We start from the raw sequence: 15,324 nt of genomic DNA, 5'->3' as shown, positions 1-15,324 counted from the left end.
CTTGGTCCCTGTCAGTCGGCGTGAAGGCCGAGCGCGTCCAGCTGCAGGCTGTTCAGTCGTGCATAAAGGCCGTTGTCCTGCCGCGCCAGCGTATCGTGCGTGCCTTCCTCGATGACCCGGCCGTCGTTCATCACGACGATCTTGTCGGCGTCGGCGATGGTCGACAGTCGATGCGCGATGACGATCACGGTACGCCCGCTCATGGCGACATCAAGCGCCTTCTGTACCGCGGCCTCCGATTCCGTGTCGAGAGCGGAAGTCGCCTCGTCGAGAAGCAGGATCGGCGCATTGCGGACGATGGCGCGGGCAATCGACAGGCGCTGCCGCTGGCCACCCGACAGCGTGACGCCGTTTTCGCCGAGCGGCGTGTCGTAGCCGTTCTCCTGCTGCATGATGAAGTCGTGAGCATAGGCATGACGCGCCGCCTCCTCGACCTCCGCGTCGGTCGCGTCGGGCCGGCCGTAACGGATGTTGTCGCGGATCGAGCCCTCGAACAGATACGGCTGCTGCGAGACATAGGCGAGGCTGTGGCGCAGCGACACCTTGGTGATGTCGGCGATGTTCTGCCCGTCGATCAGCACCTCGCCCGACACCGGATCGAAGAAGCGCGGAACGAGGTTGATGACCGTCGACTTGCCGGCGCCCGACGGCCCGACGAGCGCGGTCGTCTTGCCGCCCTCGGCGGTGAAGCTGACATTGTCGAGGATCATGCGGCCGCCGTCGCTGTAGCTGAAGCAGACGTTGCGGAATTCGACGGTGGCCTTGTCGACCACGAGTGCCTTCGCGCCGTCCTTGTCACGCTGCGGCGGCTCCATGTCGAGCACCTCATAGAGCATGCTGGCATTGACCGCGGCCCGCTCGAAGCTGAGCTGCACGCGCGCCAGGCGCCGCGCCGGATCATAGGCCATCAGGAGTGCGGTGACGAAGGAGAAGAAGGCGCCGGGCAGCACATGGAAGTAGATTGAGCGATAGGCGGAATAGGCGAGCACCGAGGCAATCGCCACGCCGGCAAACGTGTCGGTCAGCGGCGCGGTGCGCTCGCTGAGGCGGGCGATGCGGTTGGCCCGGTTCTCCGACCAGTCGATCAGCTTGTCGATCTTGCTCTGGAGTTGAGGCTCCATGGTGAAGGCCTTGACGATCGAGATGCCGGCGATCGTTTCCTGCATGGCTCCGAACACCTGGGCGCCGACGAGGGTCGATTCCCGTGACGCGGTTCTAAGGCGCTTCGACAGGTAGCGGATGCCGAACAGCAGGATCGGGGCGAATATCAGGACAAAGAACGACAGCACCGGATCCTGGACGATCATCACGCCGATCAGGCCGATCAGGCTCAGGAGGTCGCGCGCCGCCGTGGTCACGGTCAGGTTGAGGATCCCGGCGATGCCGCCGATATTGCCGTTCAACTGGGCGGCGATGCGCGCGGAGCGGGCTTCGGCATAAAAGCTGCTCGAAAGCGTCATCAGATGCGCGAAGACCCGGCGCTGGTAACGGGCGACGATGTTGTTGCTGATCTTCGAAAGGGCGACAGCCTGGCCATAGGTTGCGAAGCCGCGCAAAACGAAGGCGCTGAACAGCGACAGGCAGACCACCCAGATGATGTCGGCGCGCTGCTTGGCGAAGGCCTCGTCCACGACGGTCTTCATGATCCAGGCGGTAAACGCAGTGGAGGCGGAGATGGTGATGAGGCAGCCGATGGCAAATGCGTAGCCCTTGACATGGTCCTTGGCATTTTCCCGCATCACCCTTTTCAGGATGACCCAGATGCCTTGCGTGTCGATGGCCTGTTTCTTCTTACTCAAAAGGTGTGACCTGTCTTGTCGAAAACATGGCCGGCGCCGCCGGCGCCGGATCAAGCGGCTGTATAAAGAACCGCTTGCCTTTTGGCTATAGGACGACAGGCCACAGGGGACGCCGTCCTAGCGATGCCAGCGGCGGCCCTCGGTCGCCACGCTGAAGCCGCCGGGTGCGCGCGCATAGGCGGCAAGTCCGGCGAGCGCCGCCAGCGGATGGGTGACGACATAGGTCGCAATTCCGGCCATGGCCTTGTTGTGCGGCGCCTTGTCCTCGAATGCGGCGCGGAAGCCGCCAGCCTTCAGGGCCGGCATGATTTTCTGCGGAATGCCGCCGGAAATGAAGACGCCGCCCTTCGCCATGAAGGTGAGGGCGAGGTCGCCGGCGACGCGGCCGAGATAGGTTGCGAACAGGGAGAGGGTTTCCTTCGCCTGCGGGTCGGAACCGTCGAGGCCCTTTTCGGAAACCGTTGCCGGCTCGCTGAGCTTTGGCTCGACGCCGTCGGCGGCGCAGATCGCCTTGTAGAGATTGACCATGCCGCGGCCGCAGAGGATCTGTTCGCCCGAGACGCGGCCGCCGATTTTTTCGACATGCGGGAAGATCTGGTAGTCCCGATCTGTGCGCGGTCCGAGGTCGACATGCCCGCCTTCGCCCGGAACCGGGATCCAGCGGTGCTGCGAGTAGACCACGCCGGCGACGCCGAGGCCCGTGCCGGGACCAAGCACCACGCGGGTTGCGATCCGCTCTTCGCCATTGCCGCCGATCTGCTCGCGGTCCGTATCCCGCAGCGAAGCGACGGCCAGCGCCTGCGCCTCGAAATCATTGATGATCGTGACGTCCTCGAAGCCGAGATTGGCGATCATGTCGCGCGGCTTGACCACCCAGGGGCAATTGGTCAGCGGCAATTCGTCGCCCTGGATCGGCCCGGCGATCGCCAGAAGAGCAGAGCGGGGCTGGACCGAGGTGTGATCGAGGATGCAACGCTGGATGGCGTCGTCGATCGTCTCGAATTCCGCCGTGCGGACGATCGGAAAGGTTTTCGGTTCGGCATAGGAATCGATCAGCAGCGAAAACCGGGCATTGGTGCCGCCGATATCGCCGATCAGGACCGGAAAGGCCATCGAATGTTCGTGGTGCTGGTTCGCCGCCATTGGATCCTGCATGTCTTATTTCCCGCTGCGGGCGAGGTCGTTCAGAAGAATTTGCGCCGACGACCGGTTCAGTGCCATCGGAATGTCGTAGACGATCGCCAGCCGCATCAGTGCCTTTACGTCGACATCATGCGGCATCGGCGTCAGAGGGTCGACGAAAAAGATCAGCCGGTCAATGTCGCCGGTTGCGATCAGTGCGCCGATCTGCTGGTCGCCGCCGAGCGGACCGCTCTTGAGTCGTGTGATGTCGAGATGCGGACAGACGTCGAGAATCCTCCCGCCCGTGGTCCCGGTTGCCACCAGCCGCCATTCCGACAGGAGCGGTGAGTTCTGATAGGCGAACTCCGCCATGTCGTCCTTCTTCTGGTCGTGAGCGATGAGCGCAATGCACTTTTCGCTGGGCATGCGGCCTCCCGGACAATGTGATTTAAATCGATTTGAGCCGCTTCTATACCATCATCGGAAAATTTGAAAAGCCGTGAGCGGCCGACGGAGTTTCGTCGGCCGGCAATTTTCCGTTGCGCGGGGCGTCACTGCCCGGGCGGACGCGGCAGCGGCACGGGGACGTCGAAGGCGCCGGCCGCGTTCGGTTCGACGGGTGCGAATGCCGTGGCCGGCGAGGCGCCCGCAGACCCGCTACGGTATGTCGCGGCCTCGACGGAAGCGACCGACGGACCGTTGACGACGGCGGTGCAGGCCTTCGGCAGGTCCGCGAGCGTCTTCACATGCGGCTTGGGCGCAGGCTTCGTCGGTTTGGTCGGCTTTTTCGGTGGCGCCCAGGGTTCGTCGGAGTACCACCAGGCGAGTTCCTTGCCGCAGCCGTCGTCGGCGGGCACGGCCGCTTGCTTCTTGCAATCCGGCGAGCCGGGCCGGCAGAAGAGACGGACATGGATATGGTCGTCATGCCCGTAATAGGGCCGGAGCTTGCCGAAATTGGCGCGGCTGCCGGTCCATGTCTCGCAGAGCTTCTTCTTGATCGACGGATTGACGAAGACGCGCTGAACCTCGGGATAGTTGGCGGCGCGGACGATCATGTCCGCGTAGCTGTCGTTCCATTTCGCCGGATCGACCGTCAGGCGCGCATTCTTCTTCAGGAGCGATTGCGCGGAAAGCTTTTCCCGCTCGTCGGCGCTCATACGGTGGTTCGGCATGGGTTGCAGCCAGATATCGACGTCGAGGCCGACCTGATGCGAGGCATGGCCGGATGCCATGGGCCCGCCGCGCGGCTGCGACATGTCGCCGACCAGGATGCCGGGCCAGCCGTCATTTCGGGCGACGTCGCCCGCATACTGTTCGATCCACGAGACGAGTTCCGGGTGGCCCCAGCGGCGATTGCGCGACAGTCGCATGACCTGCCATCCGGGCCCGTCCGTCGGCAACGCCACGGCGCCGGCAAGGCAGCCATTGGCGTAGTAGCCGATCGATTGCGGCGTACCCTGTTCGGGAAGCGCGATGGCGCTGAAAACCTGCTTGGCCGGCCGGTCGTCGGCCGAACTGTCGGCTGTGAACTGGCATACTGCGAGCGCTGCGGTCGCCAGCACCATGGCCGGCTTCCGGATGGCTTTAAAAAGCCTTGATTGCATTCATACCCCTCCCGCCAAGGGTTCACTTTGGTGATTTGCTGTTGATCCTACACTGAATGGAGGGTTTGTTGAAATTGTGATCCGCATTTGTCTTCACCCGCTCTCTGCGTGGAATTGCCCCCTGTATTTCCGCAGTATTTCGCCTATGGTATGGCCGAAGAAACCCATGAAGGTCGCTATATGAAATTGGCATTCCGGACATTCGTTTTTCCCCTTGCCCTCCTTTTTCTGCAGAGTGTGTCCTCCGCTCCGGCCAGCGCCGCCGATCCGGTTTGGCGGCATGGCATCGCGACGATCGGCGATCTGAAATATCCGAACGGCTTCAAGCGTTTTGACTACGGAAATCCCGATGCGCCCAAGGGAGGCAGCATCGACGTGTCCGAGATCGGCACTTATGACACGTTCAACTTCGTTCTCGACAAGGGCGAGATTCCCGCCAGCATCTCCATGGTCTACGACACGCTGCTGACGCCGGCCAGCGACGAACTGTCGTCGAGTTACGGGCTGCTTGCCGAGGCGCTGTCCTACCCGGACGATTTTTCCTATGCGGTGTTCCGCCTGAGGCCGCAGGCAAAGTTTGCCGACGGCTCGCCGGTGACGCCGGCGGACGTCGTCTTCAGCTTCGACAAATTCAAGGAACTCAGTCCGAAATTCACGCAATACTACGGCCATGTCACCGCCGCAGAGGTGACGGGCGAGCGCGAGGTAACATTTCGTTTTGACGAGAAGGGCAACCGCGAACTGCCGTCGATCGTCGGCCAGCTACCGGTCATTTCGAAGGCCTGGTGGCAGGCGAACGGCCCCGACGGCAAGCCGCGCGACATTTCGAAGACCTCGCTCGAACCGCCGATGGCGTCCGGCCCCTACAAGATCGCCGCCTTTTCGCCCGGTTCGACGATCACCTACGAATTGCGCGACGACTATTGGGCGAAGGACCTGAACGTCAACATCGGCCGGAACAACTTCAAGACGGTGAAATATTCGTTCTTTGCCGACCGTGACGTCGAGTTCCAGGCCTTCAAGGGCCACAATCTCGACTGGTGGTGGGACAACTCCGCCAAGCGCTGGGCGACGGCCTATGATTTTCCGGCCGCACAGGATGGGCGCATCAAGCGCGAGGAGCTTGAGAACGAGTACCGCAAGCGCGGCGTCATGGTCGGCTTCATTCCCAACATGCGCCGCGAGCAATTCAAGGACAAGCGGGTTCGCCAGGCGCTCAACTATGCCTTTGATTTCGAGGAACTGAACCGGACCATTTTCTATAACAGCTATCAGCGGATCAACAGCTACTTCTTCGGCACCGAGCTCGCCTCCAGCGAACTGCCGAAGGGTGAGGAACTCGACATCCTCGACAGCATCAAGGACATGGTTCCGCCGGAGGTCTTCACGACGCCTTACACCAATCCGGTCGGTGGCGACGAGATCAAGGAGCGGCAGAACCTTCGCCGTGCCATCGACCTCTTCAAGCAGGCCGGCTACGAGATCCGCAACCGGCAGATGGTCAACGTCAAGACCGGCGCACCCTTCACCTTTGAGATCCTTCTCGACGGACCGATCATCGAGCGTGTGGCGCTGCCTTATGCCGCCAACCTCGCCAAGATTGGCGTGAAGGCGACCGTGCGCTCCGTGGACGCCTCACAGTTCACCAACCGGCTGCGCGCCTTCGATTATGACGTGGTCTACCAGGGCTGGTCCCAGAGCATGAACCCGGGCAACGAGCAGACCGGCTATTGGGGCTCGCAGTCGGCCGAACGTCCCGGATCCGACAATTATGCAGGCATCGCGGATCCCGGCATCGACGCCCTGATCAAGAAGGTCATCTTCGCGCCGAACCGCGATACGCTGATTGCCTCGGTCCATGCGCTCGACCGCGTTCTCCTGTCCGGCGCCTACATCGTGCCGAGCTACTCCCGCCGGTCGCTGCCGATCGCCTATTGGAACAATATCGTGCGGCCGGACAACCTGCCGGAATATTCCATGGGTTTTCCGGACCTGTGGTGGGCGAAGTCGGCGGAAAAGAAGTAGCGTGGACGCCCGGAACATGGTCGGTGCGGCGCAAGCTTGGCACGGTAGCGCAGGTGGCATGATCAGGAGAATGACGGACAGAATGGCAGCAACAGACAGGATTCGGCCGGCGGCAATGCGCCAGGCGCGAACCGGAAAGGGGAAATAGCCGCAGATGGGCGCCTATATCCTTCGCCGAATTCTCCTCATGATCCCCACGATGATCGGGATCATGGCGATCTCCTTTGCAATCGTTCAGTTCGCGCCCGGCGGACCGGTCGAACAGGTCATCTCGCAGCTGACGGGGCAGGGCGGCAGCGCCGAGGAACGCCTGTCCGGCGCCAGCGGCGATCTCCTGAGCCAGCAGGACCAGTTCTCCGAGGCCAATTCCAGATACCGGGGCGCACAGGGCCTCGATCCCGACCTGATCAAGAAGCTCGAAAAGCAGTTCGGCTTCGACAAGCCGCCGCTCACCCGCTTTCTCGACATGATGTGGGACTATATCCGCTTCGACTTCGGCGAGAGCTTCTTCCGCAACACGTCCGTCATCGATCTGATCATCGACAAACTGCCGGTGTCGATGTCGCTCGGCCTGTGGATCCTGATCCTGTCCTACGGCATTTCAATCCCGCTCGGCATCCGCAAGGCGATCAAGGACGGGTCTGCCTTCGACGTCTGGACCTCCGGCGTCATCATCGTCGGCTATGCCGTGCCGAGCTTCCTGTTCGGCATCCTGCTGATCGTCGTCTTCGCAGGCGGCTCCTTCTTCGACTGGTTTCCCTTGCGCGGCCTCGTCTCCGACAATTTCTGGCAGCTCACCTGGTATGAGAAGATCGTCGACTACTTCTGGCACCTGACGCTGCCGATCATTTCGCTGTCGCTTGCCGCCTTCGCGACGACGACGCTGCTGACGAAGAACTCCTTCATCGACGAGATCAAGAAGCAGTATGTCATCACCGCCAAGGCCAAGGGGCTCAACGACCGGCAGGTGCTCTACGGCCACGTCTTCCGCAACGCCATGCTGATCATCATCGCCGGCTTCCCCGGCGCCTTCATCTCGGCCTTCTTCACCGGTTCGCTGCTGATCGAGAACATCTTTTCCCTCGATGGCCTCGGTCGCATGGGCTATCTCGCCATCGTCAACCGCGACTATCCGATCGTCTTCGGCACGCTCTACATCTTCTCGCTGATGGGTCTCGTCATCGGCCTCATCTCCGACCTCGTCTACACCTGGGTCGATCCGCGCATCGACTTCGAGCGGAGGGAGGTGTGATGGAAGCGGGCGCCACCGAGATCGCCGCCGGCAAGCCGCCGAAGCGGCCGTTCCTCAATCCGACCAACCAGCGCCGGCTTGCCAATTTTAAGGCGAACCGCCGCGGCTATTGGTCGTTCTGGATCTTCCTCGTCCTGTTCACGCTGTCGATGTTCGCCGAACTCATCGCCAACGACAGGCCGCTCGTCGTCTCCTACAAGGGCGAGATCCTGTTCCCCGTGCTGGTCGATTATCCGGAGGAGAAGTTTGGTGGCTTCTATGCCGACACGGACTACCGATCCGAGTTCATCCGCGACGAGATCAATGCGAACGGCTGGATGCTCTGGCCGCCGATCCGCTATTCCTACGATACCGCCAACTCCAACATTCCCCATTCGGCACCGACCGCGCCGTTCTGGCTGATGAGCAAGGATGAGCGCTGCTCGGGTTACCCGCAGGGTGACAAGGACCCGGATTGCGTTCTCGGCAACATGAACTGGCTCGGCACCGACGACCAGGCGCGCGACGTCACCGCCCGCATGATCTACGGGTTCCGTGTCGCCGTCCTCTTCGGGCTTGCGCTCACGATCGCTTCGGCATTCGTCGGGGTCAGCGCCGGCGCCATGCAGGGCTATTTCGGCGGCTGGCTCGACCTGCTGATGCAGCGCTTCATCGAGATCTGGTCGTCGATGCCGGTGCTCTATATCCTGTTGATCATCTCCTCGGTCCTGCCACCGGGCTTCTTCGTGCTGCTCGGCATCATGCTGCTGTTTTCCTGGGTGGGGTTCGTAGGCATCGTCCGCGCCGAATTCCTGAGGGCCCGCAATTTCGAATATGTGAAGGCGGCCCGTGCGCTCGGCGTCGGCAACTGGACCATCATGTTCCGCCACCTGCTTCCCAATGCCATGGTGGCGACGCTGACCTTCCTGCCCTTCATCCTGTCCGGCTCGATCACGACCTTGACCTCGCTCGATTTCCTCGGCCTCGGCATGCCGCCCGGCTCGCCGTCGCTCGGCGAACTCATCGACCAGGGCAAGCGTAACCTTCAGGCTCCCTGGCTCGGCCTGACCGCCTTCTTCACCATGTCGATCATGCTCTCCCTGCTGATCTTCATCGGTGAGGCTGTCCGCGACGCCTTCGATCCGCGAAAGACGTTCAAATGACTGAGCCGCTTCTCTCCGTCCGCGATCTGTCCGTCGCCTTTCATCAGGGCGGCCAGACGTCGCTTGCCGTCGATCGGATTTCCTTTGATGTCGCACCCGGCGAGGTGCTGGCGCTGGTCGGAGAATCCGGTTCCGGCAAGTCGGTATCCGCCAATTCGATCCTGCAGCTCCTGCCCTATCCGGCGGCAAGCCATCCGTCGGGCGAGATCCTGTTTTCCGGCCGCGATCTCCTGAAGGCGAGCGAGGCTGAGTTGCGCAAGGTGCGCGGCGACGACATCACCATGATCTTCCAGGAGCCGATGACCTCGCTCAATCCGCTGCATTCGATCGAGAAGCAGATCGGCGAGATCCTGGCGCTGCACGGCGGCATTGTCGGCAAGGCGGCACGGGATCGGGTGCTCGAACTGCTCAATCAGGTCGGAATCCGCGATCCGGAAAAGCGCCTGAAGGCCTATTCGCACGAGCTCTCCGGCGGCCAGCGCCAGCGCGTGATGATCGCCATGGCGCTCGCCAACCGCCCGAAGCTGCTGATTGCCGACGAGCCGACCACGGCGCTCGACGTCACGGTGCAGGCGCAGATCCTGGAACTCTTGAAGGATCTGAAGACGACGCATGGTATGTCCATGCTGTTCATCACCCATGATCTCGGCATTGTCCGCAAGTTCGCCGATCGCGTCTGCGTGATGACCAAGGGCAAGATCGTCGAGAGCGGGCCGGTCGAGGAGATCTTTTCCAATCCGCAGCATGCCTACACCCGGCATCTGCTGTCCTCCGAGCCGAGCGGTCACCCGCCCGAGCGCAACGACGCCAAGCCGTTGGTCATGGAAGCGGACGACGTCAAGGTCTGGTTTCCGATCAAGGCCGGTTTCCTGCGCAAGGTCGTCGACAATGTGAAGGCCGTGGACGGCATCGACGTGACGCTTCGGGCCGGTCACACGCTCGGCGTCGTCGGTGAATCCGGTTCGGGCAAGACGACGCTCGGCATGGCGCTGACCCGGCTTATTTCCTCGCGCGGGCGGATCGCCTTTGTCGGGCGTGACATAGCCGGCTATTCTTTCAAGGAGATGCTGCCGTTGCGTCGCGAGATGCAGGTGGTCTTCCAGGATCCCTACGGGTCGCTCAGCCCGCGCATGTCGGTCGGCGAGATCATCGCGGAGGGGCTGAAGATCCATGAGCGGACGCTCAGCGCTGACGAGCGCGACCGTCGCGTGGCCGGCGTGCTGGAAGAGGTCGGTCTCGATCCGGCCACCCGCTGGCGCTACCCGCATGAATTCTCGGGCGGCCAGCGCCAGCGCATCGCCATTGCCCGCGCCATGGTTCTGAAGCCGCGCTTCGTCATGCTCGACGAGCCGACCTCGGCGCTCGACATGAGCGTCCAGGCGCAGGTGGTCGACCTGTTGCGCGACCTGCAGAAGCGGCACGATCTCGCCTATCTGTTCATCAGCCACGACCTGAAAGTGGTGAAGGCGCTCGCCAACGACGTCGTCGTCATGCGTCTCGGCAAGGTGGTGGAGAAGGGGCCGGCCGAGAAGATATTCTCCAGTCCCGAAGATCCCTACACCCGCGCCCTGATGGCCGCTGCCTTCGATCTGAAGGCGGTCGATACCGGCGCGGTCAGCCAGTAGCGGTACGGTCCGGCTCCAAGGCTTCCCAGGAACCCTTCTTCCCGTCGTGCGTTGATTGCATAAGCCGTTCTTGATGAAGGGCACAATGCAAAAGGCAGACAAGGGAGACCGACATGAACAGTCAAACCGACTTCGCCAACAAGGTTGCTCCGCGCGCCGGGGCCATGAAGACCGAAAAGCCGCTTGAGCCGAAAGAGGCGCGGCAAGGCCGGCTGGGCCGGCCGGTTCTCTATGTCCTTCTTGCCGCTCTGGCCATTGCGCTGGCGCTGTGGCTGCCGCTGGAATGGTGGGGCCGCACCGAAGCGCCGAGCGATCCGTCGCCGGCCGGCATCAGCCAGTCGGCACCTGCCGACAGCGGTGCCACGGTCCCGTCAAACTAGTGTGGCCCGTCCCAACAACCGTCGGTAGCCACTGGACTTTCGTGTGATATTTCACGATAACGTCGCTGGTGCCGAAGCACGGTTGCTTCGGCACTTTTTATTTCTGTATCGACGTGTGATGAGAGTCCGGGGGAGCACATGATGAAGACAGATATCGCCCGGCGCGTGTATAACCACGCCTGGAAGCTGGATCCGATCATCCGCAGCCTGATCGACACGGATTTCTACAAGCTTCTGATGCTGCAGATGATCTGGAAGCGCTATCCGGACGTCCACGCCACCTTTTCACTGATCAACCGCACGACGTCCGTCCGTCTTGCCGACGAGATCGACGAGATGGAACTGCGCGAGCAGCTCGATCACGCCCGCACGCTGCGCCTCTCCAAGAAAGAGCTGATCTGGCTGGCCGGTAACACCTTCTACGGCCGCTCGCAGATCTTCGAGCCGGAATTCCTGGCCTGGCTGTCGAAATTCCAGCTGCCGGAATATGAGCTGACGCGCCGTGACGGCCAGTACCAGCTCGATTTCCATGGCCCCTGGATGGAAACGACGCTTTGGGAAATTCCGGCGCTCGCGATCATCAACGAGCTTCGCTCGCGCGCCGCCATGCGCTCGCTCGGTCCCTTCACGCTCGACGTGCTCTATGCCCGTGCCAAGGCCAAGATGTGGGACAAGGTCGACCGGCTGAAGGCCCTGCCGGGCCTGAGGATTTCCGATTTCGGAACCCGGCGCCGCCACTCGTTCCTCTGGCAGCGCTGGTGCGTGGAAGCGCTGAAGGAAGGCATCGGCCCGGCTTTCACCGGCACCTCCAACGTGCTTCTTGCCATGGATTCCGATCTGGAAGCCGTCGGCACCAATGCGCATGAACTGCCGATGGTCGCCGCGGCGCTCGCGGAAAACGACCAGCAGCTCGCCGAAGCACCCTACAAGGTCCTCAAGGACTGGAACACGCTTTACGGCGGCAACCTGCTGATCGTGCTGCCGGATGCTTTCGGCACGGCCGCCTTCCTCAAGAATGCGCCGGAATGGGTGGCCGACTGGACCGGTTTCCGGCCCGACAGCGCGCCCCCGATCGAAGGCGGCGAGAAGATCGTCGCCTGGTGGAAGAAGATGGGCCGCGATCCCAAGGAAAAGTTGCTGATCTTCTCCGACGGCCTCGATGTCGATGCGATCATCGATACCTACCGTCATTTCGAGGGCAGGGTGCGCATGAGCTTCGGCTGGGGCACCAACCTCACCAATGACTTTGCCGGATGCGCGCCGGACCCGATCGACGGGCTGAAGCCGATCTCGATCGTCTGCAAGGTGTCCGATGCCAATGGCCGCCCGGCCGTCAAGCTCTCCGACAACCCGCAGAAGGCGACCGGCGAACCGGACGCCGTCAAGCGCTACCTGCAGTTCTTCGGCAGCGAGGACCGGGTCGACCAGGAAGTCGTCGTCTGAACCTCATCTGAGCTTCAGGGCCCCTGACGGTCAGCGGGTCGCGATCGGCGGACCGTAGAGGGCGCGGGCGCCGTCTATGTCGCCTGGCTGCGGTGCACGGAACGCTTCGGTGTACTTGTAGTACATCAGGAATCCGGCGTGGTAGTAGTGGTCGAGGCCGATCGCATGGCCCAGTTCATGCGTGAACGTGTAGCGGATATCATAGGCCGACGCGTTTCCGCCGAAGCCGCTTTTCCAGATGCGCTCCGGGTTGAGGCAGATCATCGAGCGGGAAATGGTCGCGACGGACTGCGCGTGTGGCTCGCGGCCAAGGTTGGCCCGACCGTCGGGAATGTTCAGCGCGCGGTCGCCGGACCGCTTTGCGTCCTTGGCCAGCACGGGCTTGCGGTATTCGACATTGGCAAAGGCGTAGCCGGTCGGTTCGCCCTGCTCCCCGATCAGGATGTTCGCCTTGGCCGGGTCCGAGACTTCCTCGAACGTGATGCCGGCGACGCTGGACCAGAGAGCCGCCGCAGCGGCCGCCTGTTGCCGGATGTCGTCTTCGCTGAGGCCCGATCGCTGCGCGACGCTCTTCAGCGGAGCGATATCGCCGCAATTCCGTGCCTCCGGATCGTGAAACGCCGCCGTCGCGAAGGCGTAGGTGACATGCGCCGGAGAACCAAGGGTGGGATCGCCCCATTTGACGACGTGGCCGTCAAGCTTCAGCAGCTTGTAGTGGTTTTCCTCGGCGTGAAGAAAGCCAAGCCCGGACATGAAAAGCATGCAGGCGCCAAGCGCCACCCTGGAATATCTGCCCAAATTCCTCGCCCCGTGGACTGTCGCCAGACCTGTCCCCACAGGCTGGCTCATTACCGATCATCATGTTTGACCAGAGTGGCCCGAGGCTTGCGGCCTGCGCAACTCCCCAGAAATTGCGGTATGCCCGCCTCGCACACTGATCCCGGCAGTTCGCCGGCGATGATCAAGCCAAAAAACAAGCAATCCCCGTGCCATGGGGTGTAATTCATTGAAATCGCTGAAATATGGTTCAGGCAATGCTTTGGGGAAGGATGAAGTTGCCGTTTTCGGGGGCAATCCCGGGTATGACTGCACAATCGAACACCGTTTGCAGCGTCTTGGCGTCGAACACCTCGGCCGGGGTGCCGCGTGCTGCAACGCGGCCATTCTTCATCAGCACGATTCGGTCCGCGAACATGGCGCTGAGATTGAGATCATGCATGACCGCGATCACGCCGCCGCCGCGCCTCGCATAGGATCGGGCGATCTCCATGAGGCCGATCTGGTGGCGGATGTCGAGGCTTGCGACCGGCTCGTCCATCAGCAGCCAGCGTGGCTCGCCATGCGCGACCGGTTCCCAGATCTGGCAGAGCACGCGGGCGAGTTGAACCCGCTGGCGCTCGCCGCCGGATAGCTCCTGGTAGAGCCGTCCGGAAAAGCCGGAAAGATCGACTGCCGTGAGCGCCTGCAGCACGCGGCGCCGGTTCTCTTTGTCCGATCCGCCGTGAATGCCCGCGGAAATGCCGAGCGAGACGACCTCGTCGACGGTAAACGGAAAGGCGAGCTGGATTTCCTGTGGCAGCACGGCGCGCATGGCGGCGAACTGCCACGGCTTCAGCGTGCCGAGCGGTCGGCCGTTGATGGAGACCTGGCCAGACACCGGCAGTTCGCCGGAAAGCGCCTTGATGAGCGTGGTCTTTCCCGAGCCGTTCGGCCCGGCGATCACGGTGACCTCGCCGGCGGTGGCGTCAAAGTCAAGATCGGCGAGGATGGTCCGGCCGCCGAGCCTGGCCGAGATCGCCTGCGCCTCGTAGCGTATGCCGGAATCGCGGTTCATATATCCACCACCGTGCGGCTTCTGAGCAGGAGCCAGAGGAAGACGGGAGCGCCGGCCGTGGCCGTCACGATGCCGATCGGCAGTTCGGCCGGTGCGACGATCGTGCGGGCGAACGCGTCGGCCAGCACCAGCAGCGCCGCGCCGAGCAGGGCGGAAGCCGGCAGCAGGGTGCGATGGTCCGGGCCGACGGACAGGCGGATGATGTGCGGCACGACGATGCCGACGAAGCCGATGCCGCCGCTGACGGCGACCGCTGCCCCGGTCATGGCGGAGACGAGCAGGATGCAGGCGGTCTTCAGTCTCTGGACCGGCACACCCATATGGCCGGCCGCCGCCTCGCCGAGTGCGAGCGCGTTGAGCTGCTTTCCGAGGAAGGGCGCGGCAGCGAGGCACGCGAGGATCAGCGGCCCCACGGTCATGGCCTTGCTCCAGGTGGAACCCGCCAGCGAGCCGAGTCCCCAGAATGTCAGGTCGCGAAGCTGCTTATCGTCGGCCATGTAGACCAGAATGCCGGTCGCGGCCCCCGAAAAGGCGCCAAGCGCTATGCCGGCAAGCAGCATGGTCGCGACAGAGGTTCGTCCGCGGCGCGTTGCCGTCAGGTACAGGATCGTTGTGGTGGCAAGCCCGCCGCCGAAGGCCGCGATGGGTAGCGCAGAAAAGCCGAAAAGGGCGGTGAGCGGAGCCAGCAGCGAACCGCCAAGCACGATCATTCCCGCCGCCCCGAGAGCCGCCCCAGCGGAAACGCCGGCGAGACCCGGATCGGCGAGCGGATTGCGGAAAAGCCCCTGCATCAGGGCGCCGGAGACGGCGAGCGCCGCTCCGACCAGCGCGCCAAGCGCGATGCGCGGCAGGCGGATGGCGCCGAGGATGATCCGGTCGCTGGCCGACACGCCGGTATCGGATATGCCGGCAAGCGCCAGGAGGGCGTCAAGAGCCGATGTATCGGATGCACCGGCCGTCAGGGACAGGCAGCAGGCAAGCACCAGCACGACGCCGAGCGCCGGAATGGCGATGCGCGCGCGTGCCCCGCGATCGGCAGGCCACAGGCCTGTCCGCCGGCGAAGGGCGTGCCGCTCGACCTCTTGGAGCATGATCGTC

Annotated in this window: 13 protein-coding genes; 6 read left to right on the top strand and 7 right to left on the bottom strand. The window is 63.1% G+C overall.

Features of this window, described 5'->3' with window-relative positions:
* Positions 1-11 precede the first annotated feature (11 nt).
* The 4 genes from ACU5AZ_RS09320 to mepA all read right to left on the bottom strand — a co-directional run bounded on the left by ACU5AZ_RS09320 (position 12) and on the right by mepA (position 4,525).
* Complete coding sequence (locus ACU5AZ_RS09320) at positions 12-1,739, bottom strand: ABC transporter ATP-binding protein (protein ID WP_446825968.1); 1,728 nt, start codon at positions 1,737-1,739, stop codon at positions 12-14.
* A 177-nt stretch (positions 1,740-1,916) separates the two neighbouring features.
* A complete protein-coding gene (locus tag ACU5AZ_RS09315; protein WP_446825967.1) occupies positions 1,917-2,942 on the bottom strand; it encodes a glucokinase in 1,026 nt (341 codons plus the stop codon).
* A 15-nt stretch (positions 2,943-2,957) separates the two neighbouring features.
* The gene (locus ACU5AZ_RS09310; protein ID WP_446825713.1) at positions 2,958-3,347 is read right to left on the bottom strand and encodes a methylglyoxal synthase; all 390 of its coding nucleotides are present in this window, start codon (positions 3,345-3,347) and stop codon (positions 2,958-2,960) included.
* Between the two features lie 125 nt (positions 3,348-3,472).
* Complete coding sequence (mepA, locus tag ACU5AZ_RS09305) at positions 3,473-4,525, bottom strand: penicillin-insensitive murein endopeptidase (RefSeq protein ID WP_446825712.1); 1,053 nt, start codon at positions 4,523-4,525, stop codon at positions 3,473-3,475.
* A gap of 180 nt (positions 4,526-4,705) precedes the next feature.
* Between mepA and ACU5AZ_RS09300 the strand changes: the two genes are divergently transcribed.
* From ACU5AZ_RS09300 to pncB, 6 genes are all read left to right on the top strand, one after another.
* A complete protein-coding gene (locus ACU5AZ_RS09300) occupies positions 4,706-6,550 on the top strand; it encodes an extracellular solute-binding protein (RefSeq protein WP_446825711.1) in 1,845 nt (614 codons plus the stop codon).
* Positions 6,551-6,704: 154 nt separating this feature from the next.
* Positions 6,705-7,802 carry a microcin C ABC transporter permease YejB gene (locus tag ACU5AZ_RS09295; RefSeq protein ID WP_446825710.1) on the top strand — a complete coding sequence of 366 codons (1,098 nt, stop codon included), beginning with the start codon at positions 6,705-6,707 and terminating at the stop codon, positions 7,800-7,802.
* Entirely contained in the window at positions 7,802-8,944 is a 1,143-nt protein-coding gene (locus ACU5AZ_RS09290) for an ABC transporter permease (RefSeq protein WP_446825709.1), read from the top strand. The genes ACU5AZ_RS09295 and ACU5AZ_RS09290 overlap by 1 nt, the downstream gene beginning before the upstream one ends.
* Positions 8,941-10,569: an ABC transporter ATP-binding protein gene (locus ACU5AZ_RS09285; RefSeq protein ID WP_446825708.1), complete on the top strand. Its 1,629-nt coding sequence runs from the start codon at positions 8,941-8,943 to the stop codon at positions 10,567-10,569. Before ACU5AZ_RS09290 ends, ACU5AZ_RS09285 begins: the two co-directional genes overlap by 4 nt.
* Positions 10,570-10,682: 113 nt before the next feature.
* Positions 10,683-10,949: a hypothetical protein gene (locus tag ACU5AZ_RS09280; RefSeq protein ID WP_446825707.1), complete on the top strand. Its 267-nt coding sequence runs from the start codon at positions 10,683-10,685 to the stop codon at positions 10,947-10,949.
* 138 nt (positions 10,950-11,087) lie between these two features.
* On the top strand, positions 11,088-12,392 hold the full coding sequence (gene pncB, locus ACU5AZ_RS09275) for a nicotinate phosphoribosyltransferase (protein ID WP_446825706.1): 1,305 nt from the start codon (positions 11,088-11,090) through the stop codon (positions 12,390-12,392).
* A gap of 30 nt (positions 12,393-12,422) precedes the next feature.
* Here the strand turns inward: pncB and ACU5AZ_RS09270 are convergent, their stop codons facing one another.
* The 3 genes from ACU5AZ_RS09270 to ACU5AZ_RS09260 form a co-directional block, all read right to left on the bottom strand.
* Positions 12,423-13,154, bottom strand: coding sequence for a matrixin family metalloprotease (locus ACU5AZ_RS09270; RefSeq protein WP_446825705.1), 732 nt, complete (start codon positions 13,152-13,154; stop codon positions 12,423-12,425).
* A gap of 265 nt (positions 13,155-13,419) precedes the next feature.
* Positions 13,420-14,226 (bottom strand): heme ABC transporter ATP-binding protein, encoded by an 807-nt coding sequence (locus ACU5AZ_RS09265; protein ID WP_446825704.1) that lies wholly within the window; start codon positions 14,224-14,226, stop codon positions 13,420-13,422.
* Entirely contained in the window at positions 14,223-15,317 is a 1,095-nt protein-coding gene (locus tag ACU5AZ_RS09260) for a FecCD family ABC transporter permease (protein ID WP_446825703.1), read from the bottom strand. Before ACU5AZ_RS09260 ends, ACU5AZ_RS09265 begins: the two co-directional genes overlap by 4 nt.
* Positions 15,318-15,324 lie beyond the last annotated feature (7 nt).

It is taken from the genome of Rhizobium sp. PAMB 3182, from assembly GCF_052908355.1.
The sequence above is the reverse complement of the archived record's forward strand: the minus strand, read 5'-3'. Positions and strand labels throughout refer to the sequence as shown.

What these genes read in the sequence shown, in the direction of transcription:
- ACU5AZ_RS09290 (WP_446825709.1), top strand. Translation starts at nt 7,802, where the DNA reads ATGGAAGCGGGCGCCACCGAGATCGCCGCCGGCAAGCCGCCGAAGCGG.
- ACU5AZ_RS09270 (WP_446825705.1), bottom strand. Translation starts at nt 13,154, where the DNA reads ATGCTTTTCATGTCCGGGCTTGGCTTTCTTCACGCCGAGGAAAACCAC.
- ACU5AZ_RS09300 (WP_446825711.1), top strand. Translation starts at nt 4,706, where the DNA reads ATGAAATTGGCATTCCGGACATTCGTTTTTCCCCTTGCCCTCCTTTTT.
- ACU5AZ_RS09315 (WP_446825967.1), bottom strand. Translation starts at nt 2,942, where the DNA reads ATGGCGGCGAACCAGCACCACGAACATTCGATGGCCTTTCCGGTCCTG.
- ACU5AZ_RS09310 (WP_446825713.1), bottom strand. Translation starts at nt 3,347, where the DNA reads ATGCCCAGCGAAAAGTGCATTGCGCTCATCGCTCACGACCAGAAGAAG.
- ACU5AZ_RS09295 (WP_446825710.1), top strand. Translation starts at nt 6,705, where the DNA reads ATGGGCGCCTATATCCTTCGCCGAATTCTCCTCATGATCCCCACGATG.
- pncB (WP_446825706.1), top strand. Translation starts at nt 11,088, where the DNA reads ATGATGAAGACAGATATCGCCCGGCGCGTGTATAACCACGCCTGGAAG.
- ACU5AZ_RS09260 (WP_446825703.1), bottom strand. Translation starts at nt 15,317, where the DNA reads ATGCTCCAAGAGGTCGAGCGGCACGCCCTTCGCCGGCGGACAGGCCTG.
- mepA (WP_446825712.1), bottom strand. Translation starts at nt 4,525, where the DNA reads ATGCAATCAAGGCTTTTTAAAGCCATCCGGAAGCCGGCCATGGTGCTG.
- ACU5AZ_RS09265 (WP_446825704.1), bottom strand. Translation starts at nt 14,226, where the DNA reads ATGAACCGCGATTCCGGCATACGCTACGAGGCGCAGGCGATCTCGGCC.
- ACU5AZ_RS09280 (WP_446825707.1), top strand. Translation starts at nt 10,683, where the DNA reads ATGAACAGTCAAACCGACTTCGCCAACAAGGTTGCTCCGCGCGCCGGG.
- ACU5AZ_RS09285 (WP_446825708.1), top strand. Translation starts at nt 8,941, where the DNA reads ATGACTGAGCCGCTTCTCTCCGTCCGCGATCTGTCCGTCGCCTTTCAT.
- ACU5AZ_RS09320 (WP_446825968.1), bottom strand. Translation starts at nt 1,739, where the DNA reads ATGCGGGAAAATGCCAAGGACCATGTCAAGGGCTACGCATTTGCCATC.